Source organism: Actinoplanes sp. NPDC049681, from assembly GCF_044465265.1.
Taxonomy (GTDB): Bacteria; Actinomycetota; Actinomycetes; order Mycobacteriales; family Micromonosporaceae; genus Actinoplanes.
Genome location: NZ_JBITLP010000006.1, coordinates 189,638 through 213,513 on the forward strand (window position 1 = coordinate 189,638; position 23,876 = coordinate 213,513).

Sequence of the window (23,876 nt, forward strand, 5' to 3'; positions counted from 1 at the left end):
GGCGCTTCCGGCGGGCGGCCGGGAGCGGCTCGTCGACGGGGGGCGGGGGGCTGAGGATGGTCACGGCGTCCCAGGCTAGCTGGCGGGCGGAAATGCGCCGTCGTCGAACGGGCCGACCACGGCCAGCGACATCGGGCGGGTGAGCAGCTCGGCGGCGAGCGCGTTGACCTCGTCGAGGGTCACCGCGTCGACCCGGGCGAGGAGCTCGTCGACGCTCATCATGTCGCCGTAGAGCAGCTCGGACTTGGCCAGCCGGCTCATCCGCGAGCCGGTGTCCTCGAGGCCGAGCACGTACGTGCCCTTGGCCATGCCCTTGCCGCGGGCCAGCTCGGTCGCGGTGACGCCCTGAGCGGCGACCGCGGCCAGCTCGGCCCGGATCAGCTCGAGAACCTCCTCGGCCTTGCCCGGCGCGCAGCCGGCGTAGACCGCGAAGACGCCCGCGTCGGCGTACTGGCTGCCGTAGGAGTAGACCGAGTACGCGAGCCCGCGCTTCTCCCGGATCTCCTGGAACAGCCGGCTGGACATGCCGCCGCCGAGCACGTTGTTGAGCACGCCCTGGGCGAAGCGGCGCTCGTCGTCGCGGCCGAGGCCCTCGCAGCCGAGCACCAGGTGGGCCTGTTCGGTGTCCCGGTGGCGTACCACGGTGGCGGGCGGCTTGACCCGGTGCCGCTTCGAGCCGTCCCGGACGGCGGCCGGGGCGCCGGCGGTGTCCAGCGGAGTGCCCGCCAATGCCGCCCGGATCAGGCGGACGACGCTGCCGTGGTCCAGGTTGCCGGCCGCGGTGATGACGATCTGCGGCGCCTTGTAGCGGGCGCGGTAGAACCGGTTGATCTGTGCCCGGGTCATCGGCGAGATGGTCGCCTCGGTGCCGGAGATCAGCCGGCCGAGCGCGGTGCCGGGGCCGAAGATCGCCTCGGTGAAGACGTCGTGCACCTCGTCGCCGGGCTCGTCGTCGTGCATGGCGATCTCTTCGAGGATCACCCCGCGCTCGGTCTCCACGTCGGCCGGGTCGAGCACCGAGTTGGCGACCGCGTCGCAGAGCACGTCCACCGCCAGCGGCAGGTCGGCGTCGAGCACCCGCGCGTAGTAGCAGGTGTACTCCTTCGTGGTGAAGGCGTTCGTCTCGCCGCCGACGGCCTCGATCTCCGCGGAGATGTCGAGGGCCGAGCGCTTCTGCGTGCCCTTGAAGAGCAGGTGCTCGAGGAAGTGGGAGGCGCCCGACAGCGCGGGCGTCTCGTCGCGGGAGCCGACCCCCACCCACACGCCGAGCGAGGCGCTGCGGGTGGTCGGGATCGACTCGGTGATGATGCGCAGACCGCTGGGCAGGACGGTACGGCGTACGCCGTCCTGCAGGGTCTTGGTAATGGCGCGGGCCGGCCTCTCGGCCGGCCCGCGGTTGTTACTCGCTGTCATGTGGTGACTTAGCCGCGATCGCCGCCGCGGTCGCCGCCACGGTCGCCGCTGGGGCGCGACCGGCGGCGACGGGGCTGCTCGCCGCCCTCGCCACGGTCACCGCGGGGAGCACGCTCCTCGCGCGGCTTGTCGGACGCGGCCGCAGCGGCGCCCTCGGGAGCCGCCTCGCCCTCGGGGCGGACCTTGTCGAGGTAGATCTTGCCGCGGTTGTCGATGTCCGCGATCGAGACCTCGACCTTGTCGCCGACGTTGAGGAAGTCCTCGACCTTCTCGACGCGCTTGCCGTCGCCCACCTTGGAGATGTGCAGCAGGCCGTCGCGGCCGGGCAGCAGCGAGATGAACGCGCCGAACGCGGCCGTCTTCACCACCGTGCCGAGGAACTTGTCGCCGACCTTCGGCAGGGTCGGGTTGGCGATGGCGTTGATCCGCTCCACCGCCGCCTCGGCCGCCGGGCCGTTGGTCGCGCCGACGTAGATCGTGCCGTCGTCCTCGATGGAGATGTCGGCGCCGGTCTCGTCCTGGATCGCGTTGATCGTCTGGCCCTTGGGGCCGATGACCATGCCGATCTTGTCGACCGGGATCTTCACGCTGGTGACCCGCGGGGCGTACTCGCTCATCTCGGCCGGGCTGTTGATGGCCTGGTCCATGACCTCGAGGATGGTGGCCCGCGCGTCGTGCGCCTGCTGCAGGGCGGACGCCAGCACGTCGGACGGGATGCCGTCGAGCTTGGTGTCGAGCTGCAGCGCGGTGACGAACTCGCTGGTGCCGGCGACCTTGAAGTCCATGTCGCCGAACGCGTCCTCGGCACCGAGGATGTCGGTCAGCGCGACGTACTGCGTCTTGCCGTCGACCTCGTCGGAGATGAGGCCCATCGCGATGCCGGCGACCGGCGCCTTCAGCGGCACACCGGCGCTCAGCAGCGCCAGGGTCGAGGCGCAGACCGAGCCCATCGAGGTCGAGCCGTTGGAGCCCAGCGCCTCGGAGACCTGGCGGATCGCGTACGGGAACTCCTCGCGCGACGGCAGCACGGGCACCAGGGCCCGCTCGGCCAGCGCGCCGTGGCCGATCTCGCGGCGCTTCGGCGAACCCACCCGGCCGGTCTCACCGGTCGAGTACGGCGGGAAGTTGTAGTTGTGCATGTAGCGCTTGGACTTCTCGGGCGCGAGGGTGTCCAGCGCCTGCTCCATGCGCAGCATGTTCAGCGTGGTGACACCCATGATCTGGGTCTCGCCGCGCTCGAACAGCGCCGAGCCGTGCACCCGCGGGAGGATGCCCACCTCGGCGGTCAGCGGCCGGATGTCGCGCGGGCCGCGGCCGTCGATGCGGATCTGCTCGCGCAGCACGCGCTGGCGCACCTCGGACTTGGTGACCGAGCGGAACGCCGCGCTGATCTCCTTCTCCCGGCCCTCGAACCGCTCGTCGAGCAGCTCGTGCGCCTTGGCCTTGACCCGGTCGAGGGCCTCCTCACGCTCCTGCTTGGCAGCGATCTTGAGGGCCTCGGCGGTCTCCTCGCGGACGGCCTCCGTGACGGCGGCGTAGACGTCGTCCTGGTAGTCGAGGAAGACCGGGAACTCCTGGACCGGCTTCGCGGCGACCTCGGCCAGCTCGCTCTGCGCGCGGCAGAGCTCGCGGATGGCGGGCTTGGCGGCCTCGAGCCCGCTGGCGACGACCTCCTCGGTCGGCGCGATCGCGCCGGCCTGGATCAGCTTGATCGCGTGCGGGGTGGCCTCGGCCTCGACCATCATGATCGCGACATCGCCGTCGGCGGTGACCCGGCCGGCGACCACCATGTCGAAGGTGGCGCGCTCGAGCTCCTCGAGGGTCGGGAAGGCGACCCACTGGCCCTCGACGTGCGCGATGCGGGTCGAGCCGACCGGGCCGCTGAACGGCAGGCCGGAGAGCTTGGTCGACATCGAGGCGCCGTTCATGGCGACGACGTCGTACGGGTGCTGCGGGTCGAGCGCGAGGACGGTCTCGACGACCTGGACCTCGTTGCGCAGGCCCTTGGTGAACGACGGGCGCAGCGGCCGGTCGATCAGGCGGCAGGTGAGGATCGCGTCCTCGCTCGGGCGGCCCTCGCGGCGGAAGAACGAGCCGGGGATGCGGCCGGCCGCGTACATCCGCTCCTCGACGTCGACCGTGAGCGGGAAGAAGTCGAAGTGCTCCTTGGGAGCCTTGCTGGCCGTGGTGGCCGACAGCACGGTGGTCTCGCCGAGCTGGACGATGACCGAGCCGGCGGCCTGCTTGGCCAGGCGGCCGGTGGAGAAGACGACCTCGCGGGTGCCGAACGACCCGTTGTCGATGACGGCGGTGCGAGTTTCGGTGCCGAGAGCTTTCTGCTCTGTCATGTGGTGCGGTACTCCTTCGTCGAGGACCCGGCGGTCTCTACAGCGCGGTTACAGCGTGGCCGGTCTTCGATCGAAGTGCCCGGGATTCAGCCCGGGAACCACTACCGGAGACCGGTGCCGTCTTGACTGCGGCCGCGCGGGTCCGTGGGTGAAACTCGGGGGAGCGGCCACCTCGGCCACTCCCCCGTCAGGTCATCGGCGCAGGCCGAGACGCTCGATCAGCGTCCGGTAGCGCGCGATGTCCTTCTTCTGTACGTAGTTGAGCAGGCGGCGGCGACGACCCACCAGCAGCAGCAGACCACGACGGCTGTGGTGGTCGTGCTTGTGCACCTTCAGGTGCTCGGTGAGGTCGGCGATCCGCTTGGTGAGCATCGCGACCTGAACCTCGGGAGAGCCGGTGTCGCCCTCCTGGGTCGCGTACTCGCCCATGATCTTGTTCTTGGTCTCTTGATCGAGCGCCATGTTCTCCGTGATTCTGTGTTGCCGGTGAGTCGGTTTCCCCGCGGCCCGCGGCGTCGGGCAGGCAGGCGGGACCATGACATAGAAAACTGCGGCCCGGATAAGCCGGTCCGGGGTCAACCCTACCAGCAGCTCAGCGCAGCACTGCGCGGGTATCCTCCACGTCCTGCCGAATCTGCGCCACCAAAGGCTCGATGCCGGTGTATACGCGCTGCTCGCGCAGGTGGGCGACGAAGTCCAGGCTCACCCGCTCGCCGTACAGATCACCCTCGAAGTCGAGGACGTACGCCTCGACCCGGCGCTCCCGCCCGGAGAAGGTCGGGTTGGTGCCGATCGAGACCGATGCCGCGAGCGGGCCGCCGTGGTCGCCGCCGCGGATGAGCCGGGCCGCGTAGACGCCGTCGGCCGGGATCGCCGCGTACCGGTGACACATCAGGTTTGCCGTGGGGAAGCCGAGCTCGCGGCCGCGCTGGTCGCCGCGGACCACCACGCCGGAGAGCCGGTGCGGGCGACCGAGGGCGTCCGCCGCCGCCTTGACGTCACCGGCGTCGACGCAGCTGCGGATGTACGTGGACGAGAACACCAACCCGTCCTCGGTCACCAGCGGCGCCTCCTCGACGGAGAAGCCGAAGGCACGCCCCAGCCGGGCCAGCAGGGCGAGGTCGCCGGCCGCCTTGTGGCCGAAGCGGAAGTTGTCACCCTCGACCACCACCGCCGCGTGCAGCGCGTCCACCAGCACGTCGTGGACGAACTCCTCGGGGCCGAGGTGGGAGAACGCGGGTGTGAACGGCACCACACAGAGCGCGTCGACGCCGAGCTGCTCGATCAGCTCCGCCTTGCGCACCGGCTCGGTCAGCACGGCGGGATGCGAGCCGGGGCGGACCACCTCGGCCGGGTGCGGGTCGAAGGTCACCACCACCGACTGCAGGCCGAGGTCACGGGCCCGCTTCACGGCATACCCGATGATCGCCTGATGGCCGCGGTGCACCCCGTCGAAGACCCCGATGGTCACCACCGACCGGCCGAAGCCGCCGGGCACCGCCTCGTACCCGCGCCACCGCTGCATTCTGCGCGCCTCCCCTGTGCGTCCCGGGCGTAAGCGTATCGGTCTCGGCGACTGCCTGAAACGGTACAGTTGATGCCGATATGCGCATCGACTGGAGTGCCGTCATCCTCCTGGCGGCGGAGTTCACCTTCGCCGTCCTTTTCGCGCGGGCGCTGCTGGGTTACCTGCGCCGGCGCGACCCGCTGCAGCGCGACGTGACGCTCGTCTTCGCGCCCTGCACGATCCTGTTCGGCCTGGACATCGCCCGCCGGATCCTCGACGGGACGCCGCCGGTCTGGGTGAACTCGCTCTCGCTGGCCTGCTTTCTGGCCCAGCCCTACCTGACGGTGCGCCTTGTCGGCCGGGTCCGTTCGCTACCGCGCTGGTTGAACGTCGTCCTCCCGGTGGCCTACCTGGCCGTCACCGTGCCGGTGTTCTTCCTGGACCGGCCGCTGCCCAAGAGCTGGGTGCTTCCGGCGGTGGGCTACTTCCTGGTGACCGAGGTCATCGCGGCCACGCTGCTCTACGGCAAGGCCCGGTCCCGCACCGGGGCGAACCGCGCCCGGCTGACGATCGCCGCCTGCGCCACCTTCACCTTCGGCATCATGATCGTGTTGCTGGGCGTGAGCGGGCTGCCCGCCGTCGTGAACCGCATGCTGGCCCTCGTCTCCGGCATCGGCTACCTGATCGCCTTCGTGCCGCCCCGCTGGCTGCGCCGGGTCTTCGGCGCCACCGCCGCCCAGTCGGTCACCGAGCAGATGCTGCGTGCCGACGTCACCACGCCGGAACAGGTCTGGCAGACGTACGCCGAGATCATGCGGCAGCAGACCGGCGCGGACGCGGTGGCCGTCCTGATGCCGCGCAGCGACGGCCTGCTGGCACCCGCCGCGTACGCCGGACCCGCCGTGCGTACCCCCGAGGAGCTGCGAGCCGCCGACCTGACCGCGCTGATCCGCGCCGGGCGCCCGGCGCGGCTGCGCGAGGGGAGCCCGGCCCTGGTCCAGCACTTCGGCAACGACCTGGGCGACGACTTCGTGACCGTGCTGAGCATGCCCGTGCCGCCCGAGGCCGAGGGCGCGGTCCTGCTTTTCAACCGGCACCGCACCCTGTTCAGCGACGACGATCTGCGACTGCTCGCCCTGCTCGGCGGCCAGGCGGGCATCCTCGCCGAGCGGCAGGCCGTCATGGCCGCGCAGAGCCGGATGGCTCACGAGCTCAGCGCCTCGGTGGAGGCGCTCACCCGGGCCAGCCAGGCGAAGAGCGCATTCCTGGCCAATATGAGCCACGAGCTGCGTACGCCGCTGAACGCGATCATCGGGTTCAGCGACCTCATGCGCATGGAGGAGCCCGAGGGCGACCGGCGGCGGGTGCCCGCGGAGTGGGTCGAGCACATCCACACCAGCGGCCGGCACCTGCTCGGCCTGATCAACGACATCCTCGACCTGGCCAAGGTCGAGGCCGGCCGGCTGGAGCTCCGGCTCGCCCCGCTGCGCGTGGACACCGCCGTCGAGGAGCTGCTCACCGGCCTTGCCCCGCTGATCACGACGGGCGAGCTCACCGTGGTCACCGACCTGGCGCCGGCCACCGCGTCGGCCGACCGGCTGCGCTTCCGGCAGATCGTCGAGAACCTGCTCTCCAACGCCATCAAGTTCACCCCGGAGGGCGGCCGGATCACGGTCACGACGGCGACCGACGACAAGGTCGTGACCGTCACCGTGGCGGACACCGGGGTCGGCATCGCGCCGGAGGACCACCAGAAGGTCTTCGAGGAATTCCAGCAGGTCGGCGACCCCGACCGGCAGCGCGCCGGCACCGGGCTCGGGCTCGCCCTCACCAAGCGCCTGGTCGAGGCCCACGGAGGGGAGATCTCGCTGGTGTCGGCGCCGGGTGCGGGCAGCGCTTTCACCGTACGGTTGCCCGCCGCGCCCGTGATCAGCGCGTCCGCCCCGGACCAGTCGGCGGGAGGCGCCCGCGTTCTGCTGGTCGAGGACGACCCGCAGTCGGCCGAGCTCCTGCAGACCCAGCTCGAGAACGCGGGCTACCGCGTCGACGTGGCCGGAACCGGGGAGGCGGGGCTCACGGCGGCCGGGGCGCACCCGCCGGACGCGATCGTGCTGGACGTGGCGCTGCCCGGCATGGACGGCTTCGAGGTCATCCGGCGACTCAAGGCCGACGAGCGGCTCTCCGGCATCCCGGTGTTCTTCGCCACCATCATCGACGAGCGGCAGGCCGGGCTGGCGCTCGGCGCCGACGGCTACTTCATCAAGCCGGTCGATCAGGCGGCCCTGCTGGGGGCGCTGGCCCGTACGGTCGCCTGCCGCCCGGCTCCCCGCGTGCTCGTGGTCGACCACGACGACACCATCCGCCAGGCCATCGAGGACGGCCTGCGCGCCGGCGGGGCCGACGTGGTGGCGGTCGCTGACGGCCGCGACGGGCTCGCGATGAGCCGCGAGAGCCACTTCGACCTGATCGTCTGCGACATGCAGGCCCGCGAGGTCGACGGTTTCAGCATGCTGGCGGCGCTCGAGCAGGACCCGGCGACCCGGCAGACGCCGGTGCTGGGCGTCACCCCGGGGGCCGGGGACGCTTCCCTGGTGGCCACGGCGATGGCGGGCGGCGTGGTCGCCACCGCGATGGCCGGAGGGGCCGGTTCGGACAAGCTCGCGCCGTTGCTCGGCGTGCGTAATGACGTGGACAAGGAGAAGCCGTGACGGCCCACAACCCGCGCATCCTGCTGGTCGAGGACGAGGAACTGAACCGTACCCTGGTGAAGGCGGTCCTCGCGCGGGCCGACATCGAGGCCGTTCGCGACGCCGAGGTCATCGACGCGCCCAGCCTGGCGGCGGCGCGTACCCGCCTCGGCGAGCGCGAGATCGACCTCATCCTGCTGGACATGAACCTGCCGGACGGCAACGGGCTGACGCTGGCCGGGGAACTCGCGGCGGGCACGGTGCCCGTCGGCAACCACAAGCGGCCGGCCGTGGTGGCGGTGACGGCGAGCGTGCTGCCGCAGGACCGGGCGGCGGCCTTGGAAGCGGGCTGCGACGGCTTCCTGGACAAGCCGTACGCGGCGGCCGAGCTCGTCGCCGTCGTGGCCGAGCACCTCCCCCGGCGCGCCTAGGAAGCCGGCCGCAGCACGATCTCGGCGCGGGCCTTGCCGCCGCGTTCCGACACGACGGCCAGCACCTCGCCGTCCGGGGCGAAGACCGCGTACGGCCCCTCGATGCCCACCGGCTCCAACGGGCCGCCGTGACCGAGCACCCTCGCCTCCTCGGGCGTCGCCTCGCGCTGCGGGAACGCACGCCTGGCGGCCTCGGCCATCGGCAACGAGACGACGTCCGGGGCGCGTTCCTCCAGCTGGTCGAGGGTGGCCGCCTCGGCGAGCGTCATACCGCCCACGGCCGTACGCCGCAGCGCCGTCAGGTGGCCGCCGACGCCCAGCCCGTGGCCCAGGTCCCGGGCGATGGCCCGGATGTAGGTCCCGCTCGAACAGGTCACGTCCACGTCCACGTCGACCGCGTCGCCCGGCCGGCGGATGTCGAGGACGTCGAGGCGGTGCACGGTGACTCGGCGCGCGGCCAGCTCGACCGCCTCGCCGTCACGCACCCGCTTGTACGCCCGCTCCCCGTTCACCTTGATCGCGCTGACGGCGCTCGGCACCTGGTCGATCTCGCCCGTCTGCGCGGCCAGCCCGGCTCGGATCCCGTCGTCGGTGACCCCATCGGTGTCCGCGGTCGCGGTCACGTCGCCCTCGGCGTCGTCGGTGACGGTCGACTGGCCCAGCCGGATCGTGGCCCGGTAGCTCTTCTGCGAGCCGATCACGTACGTGAGCAGCCGCGTCGCCCGGTTGACGCCGATCACCAGCACCCCGGTGGCCATCGGGTCCAGGGTGCCGCCGTGCCCGACCCGCCGGGTCTTCGCCAGCCGCCTGATCCGGGCGACGACGTCATGGGAGGTCATCCCGGCCGGCTTGTCCACAACGATGAGCCCGTCCACGTTCACGGCCTCCACCCAACCAGACCCGCGTCAGCGGGTGACGCCCAGGACCGCCCATCGCGCGCTGCGCCAGCGGAGCACCAGGGCGACGAGGCGCACCAGCGTGAACATGGCAAGGCCGGCCCAGATGCCCGGCAGGCCCCAGCCGAACGCGTACGCCAGCCAGATCAGCGGGAGGAAGCCGCCCAGCGCGCCCACCAGGGTCATGGAACGCAGGTAGCCGACGTCACCGGCGCCGATCATCACCCCGTCGAGGGCGTAGACCACCCCGGCGAACGGCAGCATCGCCACGAACCACGGCCAGACCACCGCCGCCTGCTCGTGCACCGCCCGGTCGCCGGTGAAGAGCCCCGGGATCACCCCGGCACCCGCCGCGGTCAGCACCGCGAAGCCGAGGCCGGCGACCCCGCCGACGAGGGTCACCCGCCGCGCCACCTCGCGGGCCGCGCTCTCGTCACCCGCGCCCAGGGCCGCCCCCACGAGAGACTGAGCGGCGATCGCCACCGCGTCGAGGGCCAGCGCCGCGAAGAACCACAGCTGCAGCGCGATCTGGTGAGCGCCGAGCGCGGCCACCCCGAACCGGGCGGCGACCGCGGTGGCCGAGAGCCAGCACGCCTGGAAGGCGGCGCCGCGGATCAGCAGATCGCGCCCCAGAACGAGCTGGTTGCCGATGACCGAGGGCACCGGCCGCAGCGGTGCGCGTTCCCGCACCACGGCCCACAGGAAGAGGCCGCCGGAGACGGACTGGGCGACGACGTTGGCGACCGCGGACCCGGTGAGACCCCATCCCAGCGGATAGACCAGCAGCGGGCAGAGCGCGGCGGAGAGCACGTTCGCGCCGAGCACGAAGTAGAGCGGCCGGCGGGTGTCCTGCACCCCGCGCATCCAGCCGTTCCCGGCGGCGGCGAGCAGCAGCCCCGGAGCGCCGAGCACGGCAATCCGCAGCCACCCGGCGGCGGCGCCGGCGGCCTGCGGGTCGCTCGCGAGCGCACGGGCCAGCGGATCGGCGAAGATCTGGGCGAGCACGACCAGCAGGACGCCGGTCGTGAGCGCGAGCCACGACGCCTGCACACCCTCGGCCACGGCGGCGGTCCGGTCGCCCGCACCGAACCGGCGGGCGGCGCGCCCGGTCGTCCCGTACGCCATGAGCGTGCCGAACCAGACGGCCAGCGACATGACCGTGCCGCCGACGGCGACCGCGGCGAGCGGCACGCGGCCGAGATGGCCGACAACGGCGGTGTCGACGAGCACGTAGAGCGGCTCGGCAGCGAGCACGACGAGGGCGGGCAGCGCGAGCGCGGCGATGCGTCGCGACAGCGAGCTGTCAGCGATGACGGCGGACGGGCTCATGAATACCCATGATGCCCGCCCCGCCGTAAGGATCGCAATGCGGTGCGGCAGTTACCTACTGACGCGTGTCCATCGACGTTTGCAGGGCGCGGCGAGCCTGCTCGCGGGCATCTTCGGACGGCTGGGGCTTCGGCTTGGCAGCCATGATTCGGTCCTTCCACAGGTGGGGTCGAGCGGTGCGTCGCGAGGACCGGTCCGGGATCGCCGGACCTGAGGCGGGGCAACGCGGCCCGGATTGGTGCATCCGGGTGGCTCGAGGTCTTCGCGACGGGCCATGGTCGTGACCGTGCAAAAACCAAATCACCGTTCAACTCAAACTATCGTTCAGTCCCGCTGTGTGCCTGCGGATCCCGAACAGCGGGATACCGATCAACGACAGCGGGCCGGCTCCGACAACGGGGTGAAGCAACTTCGTCGTACATCGGTAGCGTCGGCGACGAGGTCCGTCCGCAACCGCGACCAAGGACGAATAAGTGGACCGATTCGCCGATGAGCTTCGCCGCCTTCGAGCACAGCGCGTCCTGTCCCTCCGTGAACTCGCGGCGGCCGTGCATTACGGCAAGTCCTACCTGCATGAGCTTGAAACCGGCCGAAAACCGGTCTCCGCGAGCGTGGCAAGCCGTCTCGACGATGCATTGGGTGCCGGCGGCCGCGATGTGATCGCCGAGTTGGAGAGGGAGAACGGCCGCCCGCGACGCGTCGCGTCCGCGAAGCTTGACCTGGGGCTGGCCCTACTGGCAACCGGCAAGGCCGATGAGGCTGCCGCCGCCGCGAGCGAAGCGATCACGTCCGGCCGCATCGTGCCGTCGAACTGGTGGCGAGTTTCAGAGGTAGTCGCCGGGGTGCGCAGTACAGGCGTCACCGAGGCGCGTGACCTGTACGAGCAGTACATGGCCTGCCGGCCGGCATAGCTGCCTGTCCGCGGACAGGTCGATGGCAGCGCGGACGCCTCGTATCTCCCCATCCGGTCACCGCGCGGCAACCATCGCGATCGGGACGGACGAAGCGGAGTCTCTTGACCAAGTGACGCGGAGGCGACCATGCCCTGGATCAACCGATGGCGCAGAGCTCGGACCCGACGCGCTCTCGAAGCAGCGCGTCGAGAGCAAGAGCAGGAACGCGCGGCAGCCTGTCGACGTTTGTCAGAGCTGGCCGCCTCCCCCGAGTGGAACGCGGCCACCTGTGCTCTTCCGACCGCTCCCCTTGTTCCCAGGGGACGGCTAGACGATGAGGTGCCGGTCGAGCTGCTCCCGCACGGCCACGACGACGTCGCCCGGGGTGCCGTGGCCGGTGAAGCCCGCCGCGAGCCGGTGGCCGCCGCCGCCCAGGGCGACCGCCACGGCGCTCACGTCCACCGCGCCCTTGCTGCGCAGGGACACCGCCCACTCGCCCTCGGCGGTCTGCTTGACCACGACCGAGACGTCCACCTCTGCCACGCAGCGCACCGGGTCGATGAGCGCGTCCAGCACGTACGGCCGCTGCTCGTGGCGCTCGAGGTCCTCCAGCGTCGCGTACGTCCACACCATGCCCTGCCCGCCGGCCGCCGTGGGGTCGAGCTGCGCGCGGCCCAGCACGTCGGCGAAGAGCTTCATGGCGCCGAACGGGCGGCTGTCGAAGATGCGCCGGGAGATGTCGCCGGGGCGCAGGCCGGTGGCGATGAGCCGGGCGGCCATCTCGTGCACCCGGGGCGTGGTCATGTCGAAGCGGAAGGAGCCGGTGTCGGTCGCCAGCGCCACGTACAGGCATTCGGCGATCTCCGCGTCGAGCGGCACGTCCAGCCGGTCGAGCAGCTCCTCGGCGACCACGGAGGTGGCGGCCGCGGTGGCGTCGATCAGGTTGACGCCGCCGAAGCGGGTGTTCGAGGCGTGATGGTCGAGCACGACCGTGGCGCCGGCGGTGTCCAGCCGGTCGACCAGAGCGCCCAGCCGCGATTCCGAGGCCACGTCGAAGACCAGGAGCAGATCCGGATCCGGGTACGCCCCGGACTCGGGCACCAGCAGGTCGAGGCCGGGCATCCCGGTGAACGGGTCGGGGATCTCGAACAGGCCGGGGAAGGTGGCCTGCAGGTCGCGCACGCCGAGCCGGCGCAGGCCCAGCGCGAAGCCGAGCATGCTGCCGAGCGCGTCGCCGTCGGGGTTGACGTGGCAGACCAGCAGCACGCGACCGCCCGGAGCGAGCCGCCGCACCGTGTGCACCGCGGCGATCCAGTCGGCCTCCGCGATGCTCACCGGCACGGTGAGGGCCTCGTCCCGGCTTCCCGCGTCGCCGCGGGACCGCGCGGTGGCAACCGCGTCCGTCACCGTTTGTCCTCGGCGCCCACGCGTTCGTCGGCCTCCGCCTCGTCGTCCTCGTCCTCGGTCGACTTGTACGGGTCCGGGTCCCCGGCGTACTGCTTGCCGGCGGCCAGCCGCTGCACCTCGGCGTCCTGGTGCCGCGCCGCGGCGAGCAGGTCGTCGATCTCCTTGGCGTGGTCGAGCACGTTGTCGAGCACGAACGTGAGGCTGGGCGAGTGCCGCAGCCCGAGCGCGTGCCCCACGCGGGTGCGCAACATGCCCTTGGCGCTCTCCAGGGCGGCGGCGGTCGAGGCCTGCTCGGTCTGGTCACCCAGCACGGTGTAGTAGACGTGGGCGTCCCGCAGGTCACCCGTGATCCGGGCGTCGGTGACCGTCACCATGCCGAGCCGGGGATCCTTGATCTCGCGCACCAGCGAGGCCACCAGCTCCCGCACCCGCTCCGCGTGCCGTCGCGTCTTGGCCGGGTCCGACATATCGCCCACCTCCGACAACCGTGCCTACGGGGTAAGACCAACCCCCGCCCAACGCAGAGAGCCTACCCATGACCGCCCCACCCCGAACGTCCCGCCGGTCCGTCGGAGGCCGGGCACTGCCTCAGTCGTCCTCGCCGTGGAGACGGCGGCGCACCGACAGCAGTTCGATCTCCGGCCGCCCGGCGACCTGGTTCTCGCACGTGTCGATCACGGCCCGGGCCTGAGCCGCCTCGGCCGCGACCACCGCGACCCCGATCTGTGCCCGCCCGTGCAGGTCGTGCATCCCCACCTCGGCGACGCTGACCTCGAACTTGCGCAGCATGGCGATGATCGGCCGGACGTAGGAGCGCTTCTGCTTGAGCGATCGTGAGTCACCGGGCAGGAGCAGGTCGAAGAGCGCAGTCTCGGTAAACATCAGCCAGCAGACTACGCCCCTCCCCCGACAAGATCATCCGGGTTTCCGGGCGACCAGGACGTCCCGCTCGATGCCCTGGTCGACGCGGTGGCTCAGCTCCTCGTGGGCGACGAGCTCCAGGCCGTTGGCGAGCAGGATGTCCTCGGCCAGCTCGCGCTTGGCCACCTTGGTGTTCCAGGACAGCCCTACGGCCCCGCCGGGCCGCAGCAGGGTCAGCCACACCGGTACGGCGCGTTCGAGCAGGTCCAGCGGCCGGCGCGACATGCCGCCCTCGTCGTCGTGGCTGCCGTGGGCGACGCCGTACGGAAGGTCGGCGACCACGACGTCGGCGCAGTTGGCCCGCAGGAGGCCGTCCAGCTGGGTCGTGTCGGTGTGCAGCACCGTGACCTTCTGCACCGCCCCGGCCTTGTGGTCCTCCTTGCTGGCCGCGAGCGTGACCTCCAGGCGGCGGGCGGCGCGGCGGCCCTGGCGGCGTACGGGAACCAGCTCCGCCGTGTGCTTGAGCCGTTTGCGCTTGAGCCACGTCTGGAGGAACAGCTTGTACGCCTCCACGTCCTTGCCGTCGATCTCGATGCCCAGCGCGTCGTAGCCGTACATGAGGGCCTGGTTGAGCGTGGTGCCGCGGCCCGCGAGCGGGTCGCAGACGGTGAGCCGGCCGTCGAGCATCCGGGGCGCCGACGCCGAGGCGAGCAGGGTCAGGTTGAGCAGCAGCTTGGTGAACTGCTCGTTGGTCTTGCCCGCGTACTTGGGGATGGTGATCAGGTCGCTGTCGAAGCGGGCCAGCGGGTGCAGCTCGACGGGTCGCAGCAGGTCGTCCTCGACCCGCTCGAAGAGCGCGTAGCCGGCCGACAGGTTGGACAGGTACGCGACGTCCCGCGCGCCGAGGTCACCCTCGAAGGTGACGTAGCCGACGCCGCCGATGGTGGTCTCCGTGATCGCCTCGAGCGGGCCGCTCAGGACCGGGCCGAAGGCGGCCAGTTCCGCGCGGGAGAGGCGGCCGGCCTGGTCGGCGTAGACGCGGTTGGCGGAGGGGGCGAGCAGCAGGGCGTAGCGGGACATCCCAGTAGTAAAGACAACGGCCCCCGGTGCCGGAGCACCGGGGGCCGACGTCATGCCGGGGGCATCAGGCCCGCGGCTTCTCGCGCATCTCGAAGGTCTCGATCACGTCGCCGATCTGCGGCGTGCCGAAGCCCTGGAGCGTCAGACCACACTCGAAGCCCTCGCGGACCTCGGTGGCGTCGTCCTTGAACCGCTTCAGCGAGCTGATCGTGACGTTCTCCGCCACCACGACACCCTCGCGCAGGATGCGCGCCTTGGCGTTGCGGCGGATGAGACCCGACCGGACCATACAACCCGCGATGAGACCGATCTTGGACGAGCGGAAGACCTCGCGGATCTCCGCCGTGCCCAGCTCGACCTCTTCGTACTCGGGCTTGAGCAGGCCCTTGAGCGCCGCCTCGATCTCCTCGATGGCCTGGTAGATCACGCTGTAGTAGCGGATCTCCACGCCGGCGCGGTCGGCCATCTCCTTGACCTTGTTGGAGGCCCGGACGTTGAAGCCGATGATCGTCGCGATCTGCTCCGACGAGGCCGACGCCAGGTTGACGTCGCTCTCGGTGATCGCACCGACGCCGCGGTGGATGACCTTGAGCTGGATCTCGTCCGGAATCTCGATCTTGAACAGCGCGTCCTCGAGGGCCTCCACCGAACCGGAGGAGTCACCCTTGATGAGCAGCGTGAGCGAGGTCTTCTCGCCCTCCTTGAGCTGCTCCATGAGCGTCTCGAGGGTGGCCCGGCCGCGCGAGTTGGCGAAGCTCGCCGCGCGGCGGCGTGCCTGCCGCTGCTCGGCGATCTGCCGCACCGTGCGGTCGTCCTCGGCGGCGAGGAAGGTGTCGCCCGCGCCCGGCACCGAGGTCAGACCCAGCACCAGGACCGGGCGAGCCGGCTCGGCCTCGGCCACGGTCTTGCCGTTCTCGTCGAGCATGGCGCGGACGCGGCCGTGCGCGCCGCCCGCCACGATCGAGTCGCCGGCCCGCAGCGTGCCCTTCTGCACCAGGACGGTGGCGACCGCACCGCGGCCCTTGTCCAGGTGCGACTCGACCACGACACCCTGGGCGGGGCCGTCGATCGGGGCGGTGAGCTCCAGCGACGCGTCGGCGGTCAGCAGGACGGCCTCGAGCAGGTCGTCGATGCCGATGCCGGGCTTCGCCGCGACGTTGACGAACATCGTGTCGCCGCCGTACTCCTCGGCGAGGAGCCCGTAGTCGGCCAGCTGCTGGCGGACCTTCTCCGGGTTGGCGTCCGGCTTGTCGACCTTGTTGACCGCGACGACGATCGGCACCTCGGCGGCCTTGGCGTGGTTCAGCGCCTCGACCGTCTGCGGCATCACGCCGTCGTCCGCCGCCACCACGAGGATGACGATGTCCGTCGCCTGGGCGCCACGGGCACGCATGGCGGTGAACGCCTCGTGACCCGGGGTGTCCAGGAAGGTGATCGCCCGGTCCTCGCCGTTGTGCTCGTACTGCACCTGGTAGGCGCCGATGTGCTGGGTGATGCCACCCGCCTCGCCGGCGACCACGTTGGTCTTGCGGATCGCGTCGAGCAGCTTCGTCTTACCGTGGTCGACGTGACCCATGACGGTCACGACCGGCGGACGGGTGACGAGGCGGTCCTCGGCGACGTCGGCGTCGAGGTCGATGTTGAACTGCGCGAGCAGCTCGCGGTCCTCGTCCTCGGGGCTGACGATCTGCACGTCGAAGCCCAGGTGCTCGCCGAGCAGCAGCAGCGTGTCGTCGGAGCACGACTGCGTCGCCGTCACCATCTCGCCCAGGTTGAACATCTCCTGGACCAGCGAACCCGGGTTGGCGTTGATCTTGTCGGCGAAGTCGGAGAGCGACGCGCCGCGCGACAGCCTGATCTCCTGGCCGTTACCGCGGGGCGCGCCCGACGACATGGCCGGAGCCGACAGGTTGTCGAACTCTTGACGCCGCTGCTTCTTCGACTTGCGGCCACGGGTCGGCCGGCCACCCGGACGCCCGAAGGCACCCGCGGCACCGCCGCCACGGCCACGGCCGCCGCCACCGGGACGACCCGGGGCACCGGCACCGACCGGTCCACCGCCGCCACCACCGGGGCCGCCGCGGTAGCCACCGCCACCGCCGCCACCGCCGGGGCCGCCACGGTAGCCACCGCCACCGCCGGCGCCGCCACCGGGACGGAAGCCGCCACCGGCACCGCCACCGCCGCCACCGGGACGGAAGCCGCCACCGGCACCGCCACGGCCGCCGCCACCGCCCGGACCACCGGGACGGCCCGCGCCGGGACCACCCGGACGGCCGGGACGCTGTGCGGGCATGGAAGCGGGGCTGGGCCGCGGCGGCATCGAGGCAGGGCTCGGCCGCGGCGGCATGCCCGCCTGGTTGGGACGCGGCATCGCCGAGGGGGTCGGCCGCGGTGCGCCGCCACCGGAGACGCCGAACGGGTTGTTACCGGGACCACGCGCCGGCGGGCGCGGGGCGCCGCCCGGACCGGGACGACCCGGCGTGGGCGTGCCCGGCGTGCCGGGACGAGCGGCCGCGGGGGAACCCGGACGCGGCGGAACCGAGCCCGGACCCGGCGGACGCGGACGCGAGGCGCCGTCGGCCGGGGGCTGCTGCGCCCGGCGCTCGGCGTCGCGGGTGCGCGCGGCCTGAGCCGCCTTGACGGCGGCCTCCTGCTCGGCCTTCAGCGCCGAGGCGCGCGCCTCGGCGGCCGCCACCTCGATGTCGTGGGCACTCGCCGGCTTGGCGACCGGGCCGGGCGTGGGGCCCGGACGGCCGGGTACCGGCGGCTTGGGCCGGACCGTCGGCCCCGGGCTCGGCGCCGGGGACGCGGGCGCGCTGGGCGCTCCCGCAGCCGGGGCGGCCGGCCGGCGCGGCGGCTGCGGCCGTGCGGTCGTGGGGGCGGGACGGGGCGCACTGGGCGCGGGGGCGCTCGGCGCAGCCGCGGCGGGGGCTGCCGGAGCAGCGCCGCCCTGGGCGTCGAGGGCACCACGCAGCCGCCGGGCCACTGGGGCCTCGACCGTGCTCGATGCGGACTTGACGAACTCGCCCATCTCCTTGAGCTTGGCGAGAACGGTCTTGCTGTCGACCCCGAGCTCCTTCGCGAGCTCGTGTACGCGGGCCTTACCTGGCACTGCACTCCTCACTTCGAGGTCGTGCGAGCCAAACCCGCAGCGACCTCACTCCTGCACTTGAAGCCTGGTCATTTCAGGGACTTCATCGTGTGCTCATGTCGGTCGTCCTACCTTGCTGGGTCGTGACGAAGCTCTGACGCGTCGTCATCGGTTGTTCCGCGCGGCACAGCCGTGCGGATGTGTTCGGCAAGCAAGCCGGTGTCAGCAACACCAGTGAGACGCAGCGCACGCCCGAAGGCGCGACGCCGCTCCGCCTGCGCGAAACAGGCCGGATCAGGATGCAGGTGCGCTCCCCGGCCCGGCAGCCGACGGCCCGGATCGGGCTGGAGGCGGAGGTCATCCCCGTCTCGCACCGCGACGAACCGCAGTAACTGGGAGGTCGGCACGCGTGAACGACAACCGATGCAGGTTCGCACCGGGCCGACCCCTGAAAAGTCTACCCCTCCGACGCGTGGTCCGCGTATCCGGTCAGCTTCCGGTCTCGGCGGCATCCCGCTCCGCGGCCGCGGCCGGCTCGTTGTCCGGACGGATGTCGATGCGCCACCCGGTCAGCCGGGCCGCGAGGCGGGCGTTCTGCCCCTCGCGACCGATGGCCAGGGAGAGCTGGAAGTCCGGCACGGTCACCCGCGCGGTCCGCGCAGCGGCGTCGACAACCTCCACACGCAGGGCCTTTGCCGGCGAGAGAGCGTTGCCGACGAACTGCGCGGGGTCGTCCGACCAGTCGATGATGTCGATCTTCTCGCCGTGCAGTTCGCTCATGACGGCGCGCACCCGCTGGCCCATCGGCCCGATGCACGCGCCCTTGGCGTTGACGCCCGCCACCGTCGAACGCACCGCGATCTTCGTACGGTGACCTGACTCACGTGCGATGGCGGCGATCTCCACGGTGCCGTCGGCGATCTCCGGCACCTCGAGCGCGAAGAGCTTCTTCACCAGCGCCGGGTGCGAACGCGACAGCGTGATCTGCGGCCCACGGAAGCCCTTGGCCACGTGCACCACGATCGCGCGGATCCGCGACCCGTGGTCGTACGTCTCCCCGGGCACCTGCTCGGCCTGCGGCAGCACCGCTTCGAGCTTGCCGAGGTCGACGATGACGATGCCCTTCTCGGCTCGGGCGGCGTCGGCCTGCACGATGCCGGTGACCAGGTCACCGTCGCGGCCGGCGTACTCACCGAAGTGCGCCTCGTCGGTGGCTTCGCGCAGCCGCTGGAGGATCACCTGCTTCGCCGTCATGGCGGCGATGCGGCCGAAGTCGTGCGGCGTGTCGTCCCACTCGCGGACGACCGTCCCATCGGCGTCCAGCTCCTGCGCGAACACGGAAGCCGCGCCGGTCTTGCGGTCGATCTCCACCCGGGCGTGCCCCTCGGCCCCGTCCGTGTGCCGGTACGCGGTCAGCAGCGCGGTCTCGATCGCCGCGAGGATCGTCTCGAACGGGATCTCCCGCTCGCGCTCCAGGGCGCGCAGCGCCGCGAGGTCGATGTTCACCTCTCCTCGCCCTCCCCATCCTCGTCGTCATCTTCATCGTCGTCGGGGTCGTCGCCCGCGTCGTCCTCGTCGTCCTCGTCCGGGAAGACGGCCTCGTCGAGCCGCTTGAACTCGATCTGGACCTTGCCCGGCCCGAGGTCGGCGTACGCGATCTCGTTCGCCGTGCCGTCGACGTCCAGCACGATCCCGGCGTCGTCGGCCGCCACGACGCGCCCGGTCAGCGACCGGCCGCCGGTGGTCACGGTGACCAGCCGGCCGACGTTGCGCCGCCAGTGCCGGGGCAGGGTCAGCGGCCGGTCGACCCCGGGCGAGCCGACCTCGAGCTGATACTCGCCGGCGAGCACCTCGCCCTCGGCCTCCTCGGCGGCGTCCAGCGCCGCGGAGATCTCCCGGGAGACCACGGCCACGTCGTCCAGGCTGATGCCGCCGTCGGCGTCGACCAGCACCCTGACGAGGTGGCGTCGCCCGGCACGGGACAGATTCACCTCTTCGAGGTCGTACCCGGCGGCCACGACGACCGGCTCGATCACCGCGCGGACCCGGGCCCGGGCGGCCACGAGGTCGATCCGCGGGGCGGCGGGGGCGCGCGTCTCGTCGGAGGCGTCCCGGCCCCTGTTCCCGGAGCGGCGGTTCGCCGGCCGGGCGCCGGTGCGACCACGCTGCGTCATCGGGCCCAACCCTTCTGCTCGAATACGGCGGGATGGCACGCCACCCGCCGGCGATCGCCGGGAACACCGGCATGCCACCGGGGCATTTTCCCCGGCGGCTGACGCAGAGCGTAACGCGCCGGGGGCACGGCCCCGCCGCCGCCGCACCGAATGCGCGCCATGCGCAGGTCAGCGACCACCGACCGGATCACGGGCGCCCATGGTGTTGACTTGCGGGCGTGAAAAGACGTCAGCTGCTGGGGACAGCTGTGAGTGTGTCCGCGCTCGCCGGGTGCGGGCTCTTCGACGACGGCCCCGAGCCACCGCCGCGCCCCGACGCCCTCCAGCCCGTGCTGGACGAGGCGCTGAAGCTGGCCGCTGCGTACGACCGCGCCGTCCTGGCCGAGCCCGGACTGGCGAAGCGGCTGACGCCCCTGGCCGAGGATCACCGGGCGCACGCCGCCGAGCTCGCGAAGGTCATCGACACTGCACTGCCGTCGGCCGCCGCCTCCAGCGCTCCCCCGTCCGGGGCAGGGCAGTCCGTGGCGGCGTTGCGCAAGGCCGAGCAGGCCGCGCAGAAGACCGCCGCCGCCGCATGCCGCGCCGCGCCGGCGAACCGGGCCGCGCTGGTGGGCTCGATCGCCGCCGCACGGGCCGCGCACGCCGAGGCACTGCGATGAACACGCAGCTGGCGGCCGCGCTCGCGGCGGAGGAGGCGGCGATCTACGCGTACGGGGCGCTGGGGGTGCGGCTCACCGGTGCGGGTGAGCGGACCGAGGCGCGGGCCGCGGAGGCGGCGCACCGGGACCGCCGCGACGTGCTGGTCAGCAGGCTGGCGTCGCTGCAGGCGAGCACCGCGCCCGCCCCGGCCGGCTACGAGCTGCCGTACGAGGTGACCGACCGCGAGAGCGCGCTGAAGCTGGCGATCCAGGTGGAGGACGGCGTGGCGCAGGCGTGGCGGGCCGCCCTGCCGGTCACCGAGGGCGGCGACCGGTCGGCAGCCCTGAGCGCATTGACGGATGCCGCTGTCCGGGCCACCCGGTGGCGGCGCCTCGGCTCGGTCACGCCGGCGACCATGGCCTGGCCGGGACGGCCCTGAGACCGGGACACCGCAAGACCTTTCGCGTGCGGGTCGCGTACCCGAGAATCAAGCGGTGTCGCTGGACGAGATCGACCTGGCCAACCCCCGGTGGTATCTGGCCACGCGGCTGCGCGACGTCATCCTGCGGCGGTGGTCGGCCGAGGTCCAGGCGATCGGCGTGCACGGGTCCATGGCGCACGGCGACGACACCGAGTCCAGCGACGTCAACCTGGTCGTCGTCACGTACCGGCAGGGCGCCGGACCCCGCGCGGCCCTGCGCCGCGTCGACGGCATCCTGGTGGATCTCAGGGTCGCCTCCGGCGAGGAGGGACTGCGCCGGGCGCGGGACCTGACCCCGCGGTGGCCGCTGGAGGCGGACCGTTGCCTGACCACCCGCGATCTGTTCGACCCGCGCGGCTGGTTCGGCACCCAGCGCGACGCGCACCTCGCCAAGCTCGCCGAGACCCGGCCCGGGGAGTTCAGCGGGCTGGCCCGCCGCAACTGGTGCGTGGCATCGGCGGCGCACGCCCGCGCGGTCCGGCTCGCCGAGTGGTACGACACCGACGCCGCCCTGGTGCTGATCGCCGAGGCCCGCCTGCACGCCGCGATGGTCGCCGGCCTGCTCTCCCGCACGTATTTCCGCAACCGCGCCGACGCGGTCAAGCGCACCGGGCTCGCCGGCGTGGACATGACCGAGCTGGGCGCCGTGCTCAAGGCGCAGGCCGAGGAGCTGACCGCGCGCGGCCGCCCGGTCGACGGCCCGCTCGGAGCGCTCTTCGAGAGCTAGGCGCTGCTAGATGCCCCGTACGGTCAGCACCACGCCGTCGGTCGCGGCGAGCCGGTCCTTGGAGATCTCCTGGTATTCCGGGGAGTTCGCCCACCGTTCGAACGCCGCCTGATCCTCGAACGCCACCAGCACGACCTTGTCGTGCGGCCAGACGCCTTCCACGGCCACCGGCGCCTCGTCGGCAGCAAGGAGCCGGCCCCCGTACCGGATCAGCACCGGCATGAAGCGCGCGGCGTATCGGTCATATCGTTCCCGGTCCTGGATGCTGACCTGGGCGAGCACGTAGACAGTCACACGCCGATGTTACTGGTGAGTAACCAGCTAGGCCACCCCGACGCCGATCAGCATGCCGACCACGTAGGTGGCGCCGGCCGCCGCGGCGCCCAGCAGCAGCTGGCGCAGACCGCTGACGAGCCAGCCCTGCCCGGTGAAGCGGGCGACGATCACCCCGGCCGCGAAGAGCCCCAGCCCGCCGACGGCCAGCGCGAGCGCGAGGCTGTCGAAGCCCATCAGGTACGTCAGCAGCGGCACGATCGCGCCGATCGAGAAGCACACGAACGAGGAGAACGCGGCCGTCCACGGGCTCGGCAGCTCGTCCGGCACGACGCCGAGCTCCTCCTGCGCGTGCACCCGCAGCGCCTGCTCCGGGTTGTGCTTGAGCACGTCGGCCACCTGCCGGGCCAGGTCCTCGGGCAGCCCCCGGGCGGTCCAGATGGCGACCAGCTCGGCGGCCTCGCCGTCCGGGTTCTCCCGCAGTTCGCGCAGCTCCTTGTCGAGCTCGGCGGCGACCTGGTCGTTCTGGGTCCGCACGCTGGTGTACTCGCCGAGGCCCATGGAGACGGCGCCGGCCACCAGGCCGGCCACCCCGGTGAGGATCAGCGTGTGCCGGCTCACGCCCCCGCCACCGACCCCGGCGATGAGGGCGATGTTGGTGACGAGGCCGTCCATCGCGCCGAAGGTGGCCGCGCGCAGCCAGCCACCCGACACGTCAGCGTGGTGATGCTCCACGATCGTCACGGGAGCGTCAGGATCTCGTACCCGTCCTCCGTCACCACCAAAGTGTGCTCGAACTGCGCCGTCCACTTCCGATCCTTCGTCACGACCGTCCAACCGTCGTTCCACATCTCGTATTCATGGGTGCCCAGGGTGATCATCGGCTCGATGGTGAAGGTCATGCCCGGCTCCATCACCGTGTTCAGCCGGGGGTTGTCGTAGTGCGGGATGTAGAGCCCGCTGTGGAAGGTCTCGCCGATGCCGTGGCCGGTGAAGTCGCGCACCACGCCGTAGCCGAAGCGGCGGGCGTACGCCTCGATGACCCGGCCGATGGCGTTGATCTGCCGGCCCGGGGCCACCGCGCGGATCCCCCGCATCATCGCCTCGTGGGTCCGCTCGACCAGCAGCCGGGCCTCCTCGCTCACCTCACCCACGCAGAACGTCGCGTCGGTGTCGCCGTGCACGCCCCCGATGTACGCGGTGACGTCGACGTTGACGATGTCGCCGTCCTCCAGCACCGTGCTGTCCGGGATGCCGTGGCAGATCACCTCGTTGAGCGACGTGCAGCACGACTTCGGGAAGCCCTTGTAACCCAGCGTCGACGGATACGCTCCGTGGTCGACGAGGAAGTCGTGCACCACGCGGTCGATCTCGTCCGTGGTGACGCCCGGCTTGCAGTGCTCGCCGGCGAGCTGAGTGGCCTGGGCGGCGAGGCGCCCCGCGATCCGCATCTTCTCGATCGTCTCGGGCGTCTGCACGTGCGAGCCGCGCCACTCTTTCGGGCGCTTCTTGCCGACGTACTCGGGACGGACGATCTGGGGCGGCACCGCCCGCCAGGGCGACTGCTTACCCGGGGTGAGCGGGGCACGAACGGTCATGGCGCCCAGCCTATCGCCGCCGATCCGGCCGCCTCCGG

At 72.0% G+C, this 23,876-nt stretch carries 23 protein-coding genes; 6 read left to right on the top strand and 17 right to left on the bottom strand.

Annotation, left to right across the window (positions count from 1 at the left end):
• Positions 1-75: 75 nt before the first annotated feature.
• From ACIBO8_RS22755 to ACIBO8_RS22770, 4 genes are all read right to left on the bottom strand, one after another.
• Complete coding sequence (locus ACIBO8_RS22755; RefSeq protein ID WP_396117282.1) at positions 76-1,413, bottom strand: M16 family metallopeptidase; 1,338 nt, start codon at positions 1,411-1,413, stop codon at positions 76-78.
• A gap of 8 nt (positions 1,414-1,421) precedes the next feature.
• Positions 1,422-3,761 carry a polyribonucleotide nucleotidyltransferase gene (locus ACIBO8_RS22760; RefSeq protein WP_396117283.1) on the bottom strand — a complete coding sequence of 780 codons (2,340 nt, stop codon included), beginning with the start codon at positions 3,759-3,761 and terminating at the stop codon, positions 1,422-1,424.
• A 192-nt stretch (positions 3,762-3,953) separates the two neighbouring features.
• Positions 3,954-4,223 carry a 30S ribosomal protein S15 gene (gene rpsO / locus ACIBO8_RS22765; protein WP_396117284.1) on the bottom strand — a complete coding sequence of 90 codons (270 nt, stop codon included), beginning with the start codon at positions 4,221-4,223 and terminating at the stop codon, positions 3,954-3,956.
• Positions 4,224-4,353: 130 nt separating this feature from the next.
• Positions 4,354-5,286 carry a bifunctional riboflavin kinase/FAD synthetase gene (locus ACIBO8_RS22770; protein ID WP_396117285.1) on the bottom strand — a complete coding sequence of 311 codons (933 nt, stop codon included), beginning with the start codon at positions 5,284-5,286 and terminating at the stop codon, positions 4,354-4,356.
• A gap of 80 nt (positions 5,287-5,366) precedes the next feature.
• Here ACIBO8_RS22770 and ACIBO8_RS22775 point away from each other — a divergent pair, with 80 nt between their 5' ends.
• Entirely contained in the window at positions 5,367-7,976 is a 2,610-nt protein-coding gene (locus tag ACIBO8_RS22775) for a response regulator (protein WP_396117286.1), read from the top strand.
• Positions 7,973-8,386, top strand: coding sequence for a response regulator (locus tag ACIBO8_RS22780; RefSeq protein WP_396117287.1), 414 nt, complete (start codon positions 7,973-7,975; stop codon positions 8,384-8,386). Before ACIBO8_RS22775 ends, ACIBO8_RS22780 begins: the two co-directional genes overlap by 4 nt.
• On the opposite strand, the gene truB is transcribed toward ACIBO8_RS22780, so the two are convergent.
• The gene (gene truB / locus ACIBO8_RS22785) at positions 8,383-9,267 is read right to left on the bottom strand and encodes a tRNA pseudouridine(55) synthase TruB (RefSeq protein ID WP_396117288.1); all 885 of its coding nucleotides are present in this window, start codon (positions 9,265-9,267) and stop codon (positions 8,383-8,385) included. The two genes, ACIBO8_RS22780 and truB, sit on opposite strands and share 4 nt — an antisense overlap.
• 24 nt (positions 9,268-9,291) lie before the next feature.
• The gene (locus tag ACIBO8_RS22790) at positions 9,292-10,611 is read right to left on the bottom strand and encodes an MATE family efflux transporter (protein ID WP_396117289.1); all 1,320 of its coding nucleotides are present in this window, start codon (positions 10,609-10,611) and stop codon (positions 9,292-9,294) included.
• Between the two features lie 473 nt (positions 10,612-11,084).
• Here ACIBO8_RS22790 and ACIBO8_RS22795 point away from each other — a divergent pair, with 473 nt between their 5' ends.
• Positions 11,085-11,522 (top strand): helix-turn-helix domain-containing protein, encoded by a 438-nt coding sequence (locus tag ACIBO8_RS22795; protein WP_396117290.1) that lies wholly within the window; start codon positions 11,085-11,087, stop codon positions 11,520-11,522.
• Between the two features lie 309 nt (positions 11,523-11,831).
• Here ACIBO8_RS22795 and ACIBO8_RS22800 read toward each other — a convergent pair whose 3' ends face one another.
• The 8 genes from ACIBO8_RS22800 to rimP all read right to left on the bottom strand — a co-directional run bounded on the left by ACIBO8_RS22800 (position 11,832) and on the right by rimP (position 20,120).
• A complete protein-coding gene (locus tag ACIBO8_RS22800; RefSeq protein ID WP_396117732.1) occupies positions 11,832-12,845 on the bottom strand; it encodes a bifunctional oligoribonuclease/PAP phosphatase NrnA in 1,014 nt (337 codons plus the stop codon).
• A gap of 62 nt (positions 12,846-12,907) precedes the next feature.
• Positions 12,908-13,378: a 30S ribosome-binding factor RbfA gene (gene rbfA, locus ACIBO8_RS22805; RefSeq protein WP_396117291.1), complete on the bottom strand. Its 471-nt coding sequence runs from the start codon at positions 13,376-13,378 to the stop codon at positions 12,908-12,910.
• A gap of 121 nt (positions 13,379-13,499) precedes the next feature.
• A complete protein-coding gene (locus tag ACIBO8_RS22810) occupies positions 13,500-13,793 on the bottom strand; it encodes a DUF503 domain-containing protein (RefSeq protein ID WP_396117292.1) in 294 nt (97 codons plus the stop codon).
• Between the two features lie 33 nt (positions 13,794-13,826).
• Positions 13,827-14,852, bottom strand: coding sequence for a TRM11 family SAM-dependent methyltransferase (locus ACIBO8_RS22815; protein ID WP_396117293.1), 1,026 nt, complete (start codon positions 14,850-14,852; stop codon positions 13,827-13,829).
• A gap of 64 nt (positions 14,853-14,916) precedes the next feature.
• Complete coding sequence (infB, locus tag ACIBO8_RS22820; protein ID WP_396117294.1) at positions 14,917-17,967, bottom strand: translation initiation factor IF-2; 3,051 nt, start codon at positions 17,965-17,967, stop codon at positions 14,917-14,919.
• A gap of 107 nt (positions 17,968-18,074) precedes the next feature.
• Positions 18,075-18,458 carry a YlxR family protein gene (locus ACIBO8_RS22825; protein WP_396117295.1) on the bottom strand — a complete coding sequence of 128 codons (384 nt, stop codon included), beginning with the start codon at positions 18,456-18,458 and terminating at the stop codon, positions 18,075-18,077.
• Entirely contained in the window at positions 18,436-19,452 is a 1,017-nt protein-coding gene (gene nusA, locus ACIBO8_RS22830; protein WP_396117296.1) for a transcription termination factor NusA, read from the bottom strand. The genes ACIBO8_RS22825 and nusA overlap by 23 nt, the downstream gene beginning before the upstream one ends.
• A complete protein-coding gene (rimP, locus tag ACIBO8_RS22835) occupies positions 19,449-20,120 on the bottom strand; it encodes a ribosome maturation factor RimP (protein ID WP_396117297.1) in 672 nt (223 codons plus the stop codon). Before rimP ends, nusA begins: the two co-directional genes overlap by 4 nt.
• A 218-nt stretch (positions 20,121-20,338) precedes the next feature.
• Between rimP and ACIBO8_RS22840 the strand changes: the two genes are divergently transcribed.
• From ACIBO8_RS22840 to ACIBO8_RS22850, 3 genes are read left to right on the top strand one after another with little or no spacing between them, the layout of a single operon-like run.
• Positions 20,339-20,779, top strand: a complete 441-nt coding sequence (locus ACIBO8_RS22840; protein ID WP_396117298.1) for a hypothetical protein — start codon at positions 20,339-20,341, stop codon at positions 20,777-20,779.
• Positions 20,776-21,198 carry a DUF4439 domain-containing protein gene (locus tag ACIBO8_RS22845; protein ID WP_396117299.1) on the top strand — a complete coding sequence of 141 codons (423 nt, stop codon included), beginning with the start codon at positions 20,776-20,778 and terminating at the stop codon, positions 21,196-21,198. Before ACIBO8_RS22840 ends, ACIBO8_RS22845 begins: the two co-directional genes overlap by 4 nt.
• 55 nt (positions 21,199-21,253) lie before the next feature.
• Positions 21,254-21,967, top strand: a complete 714-nt coding sequence (locus tag ACIBO8_RS22850) for a nucleotidyltransferase domain-containing protein (protein ID WP_396117300.1) — start codon at positions 21,254-21,256, stop codon at positions 21,965-21,967.
• Between the two features lie 6 nt (positions 21,968-21,973).
• On the opposite strand, the gene ACIBO8_RS22855 is transcribed toward ACIBO8_RS22850, so the two are convergent.
• Genes ACIBO8_RS22855 through map form a run of 3 tightly spaced genes read right to left on the bottom strand, consistent with a single transcriptional unit; the run spans position 21,974 to position 23,838 of the window.
• Positions 21,974-22,261 carry a DUF1330 domain-containing protein gene (locus tag ACIBO8_RS22855; protein WP_396117301.1) on the bottom strand — a complete coding sequence of 96 codons (288 nt, stop codon included), beginning with the start codon at positions 22,259-22,261 and terminating at the stop codon, positions 21,974-21,976.
• Between the two features lie 27 nt (positions 22,262-22,288).
• Positions 22,289-22,984: a VIT1/CCC1 transporter family protein gene (locus ACIBO8_RS22860; RefSeq protein WP_396117302.1), complete on the bottom strand. Its 696-nt coding sequence runs from the start codon at positions 22,982-22,984 to the stop codon at positions 22,289-22,291.
• The gene (map, locus tag ACIBO8_RS22865) at positions 22,981-23,838 is read right to left on the bottom strand and encodes a type I methionyl aminopeptidase (RefSeq protein WP_396117303.1); all 858 of its coding nucleotides are present in this window, start codon (positions 23,836-23,838) and stop codon (positions 22,981-22,983) included. Before map ends, ACIBO8_RS22860 begins: the two co-directional genes overlap by 4 nt.
• Positions 23,839-23,876 lie beyond the last annotated feature (38 nt).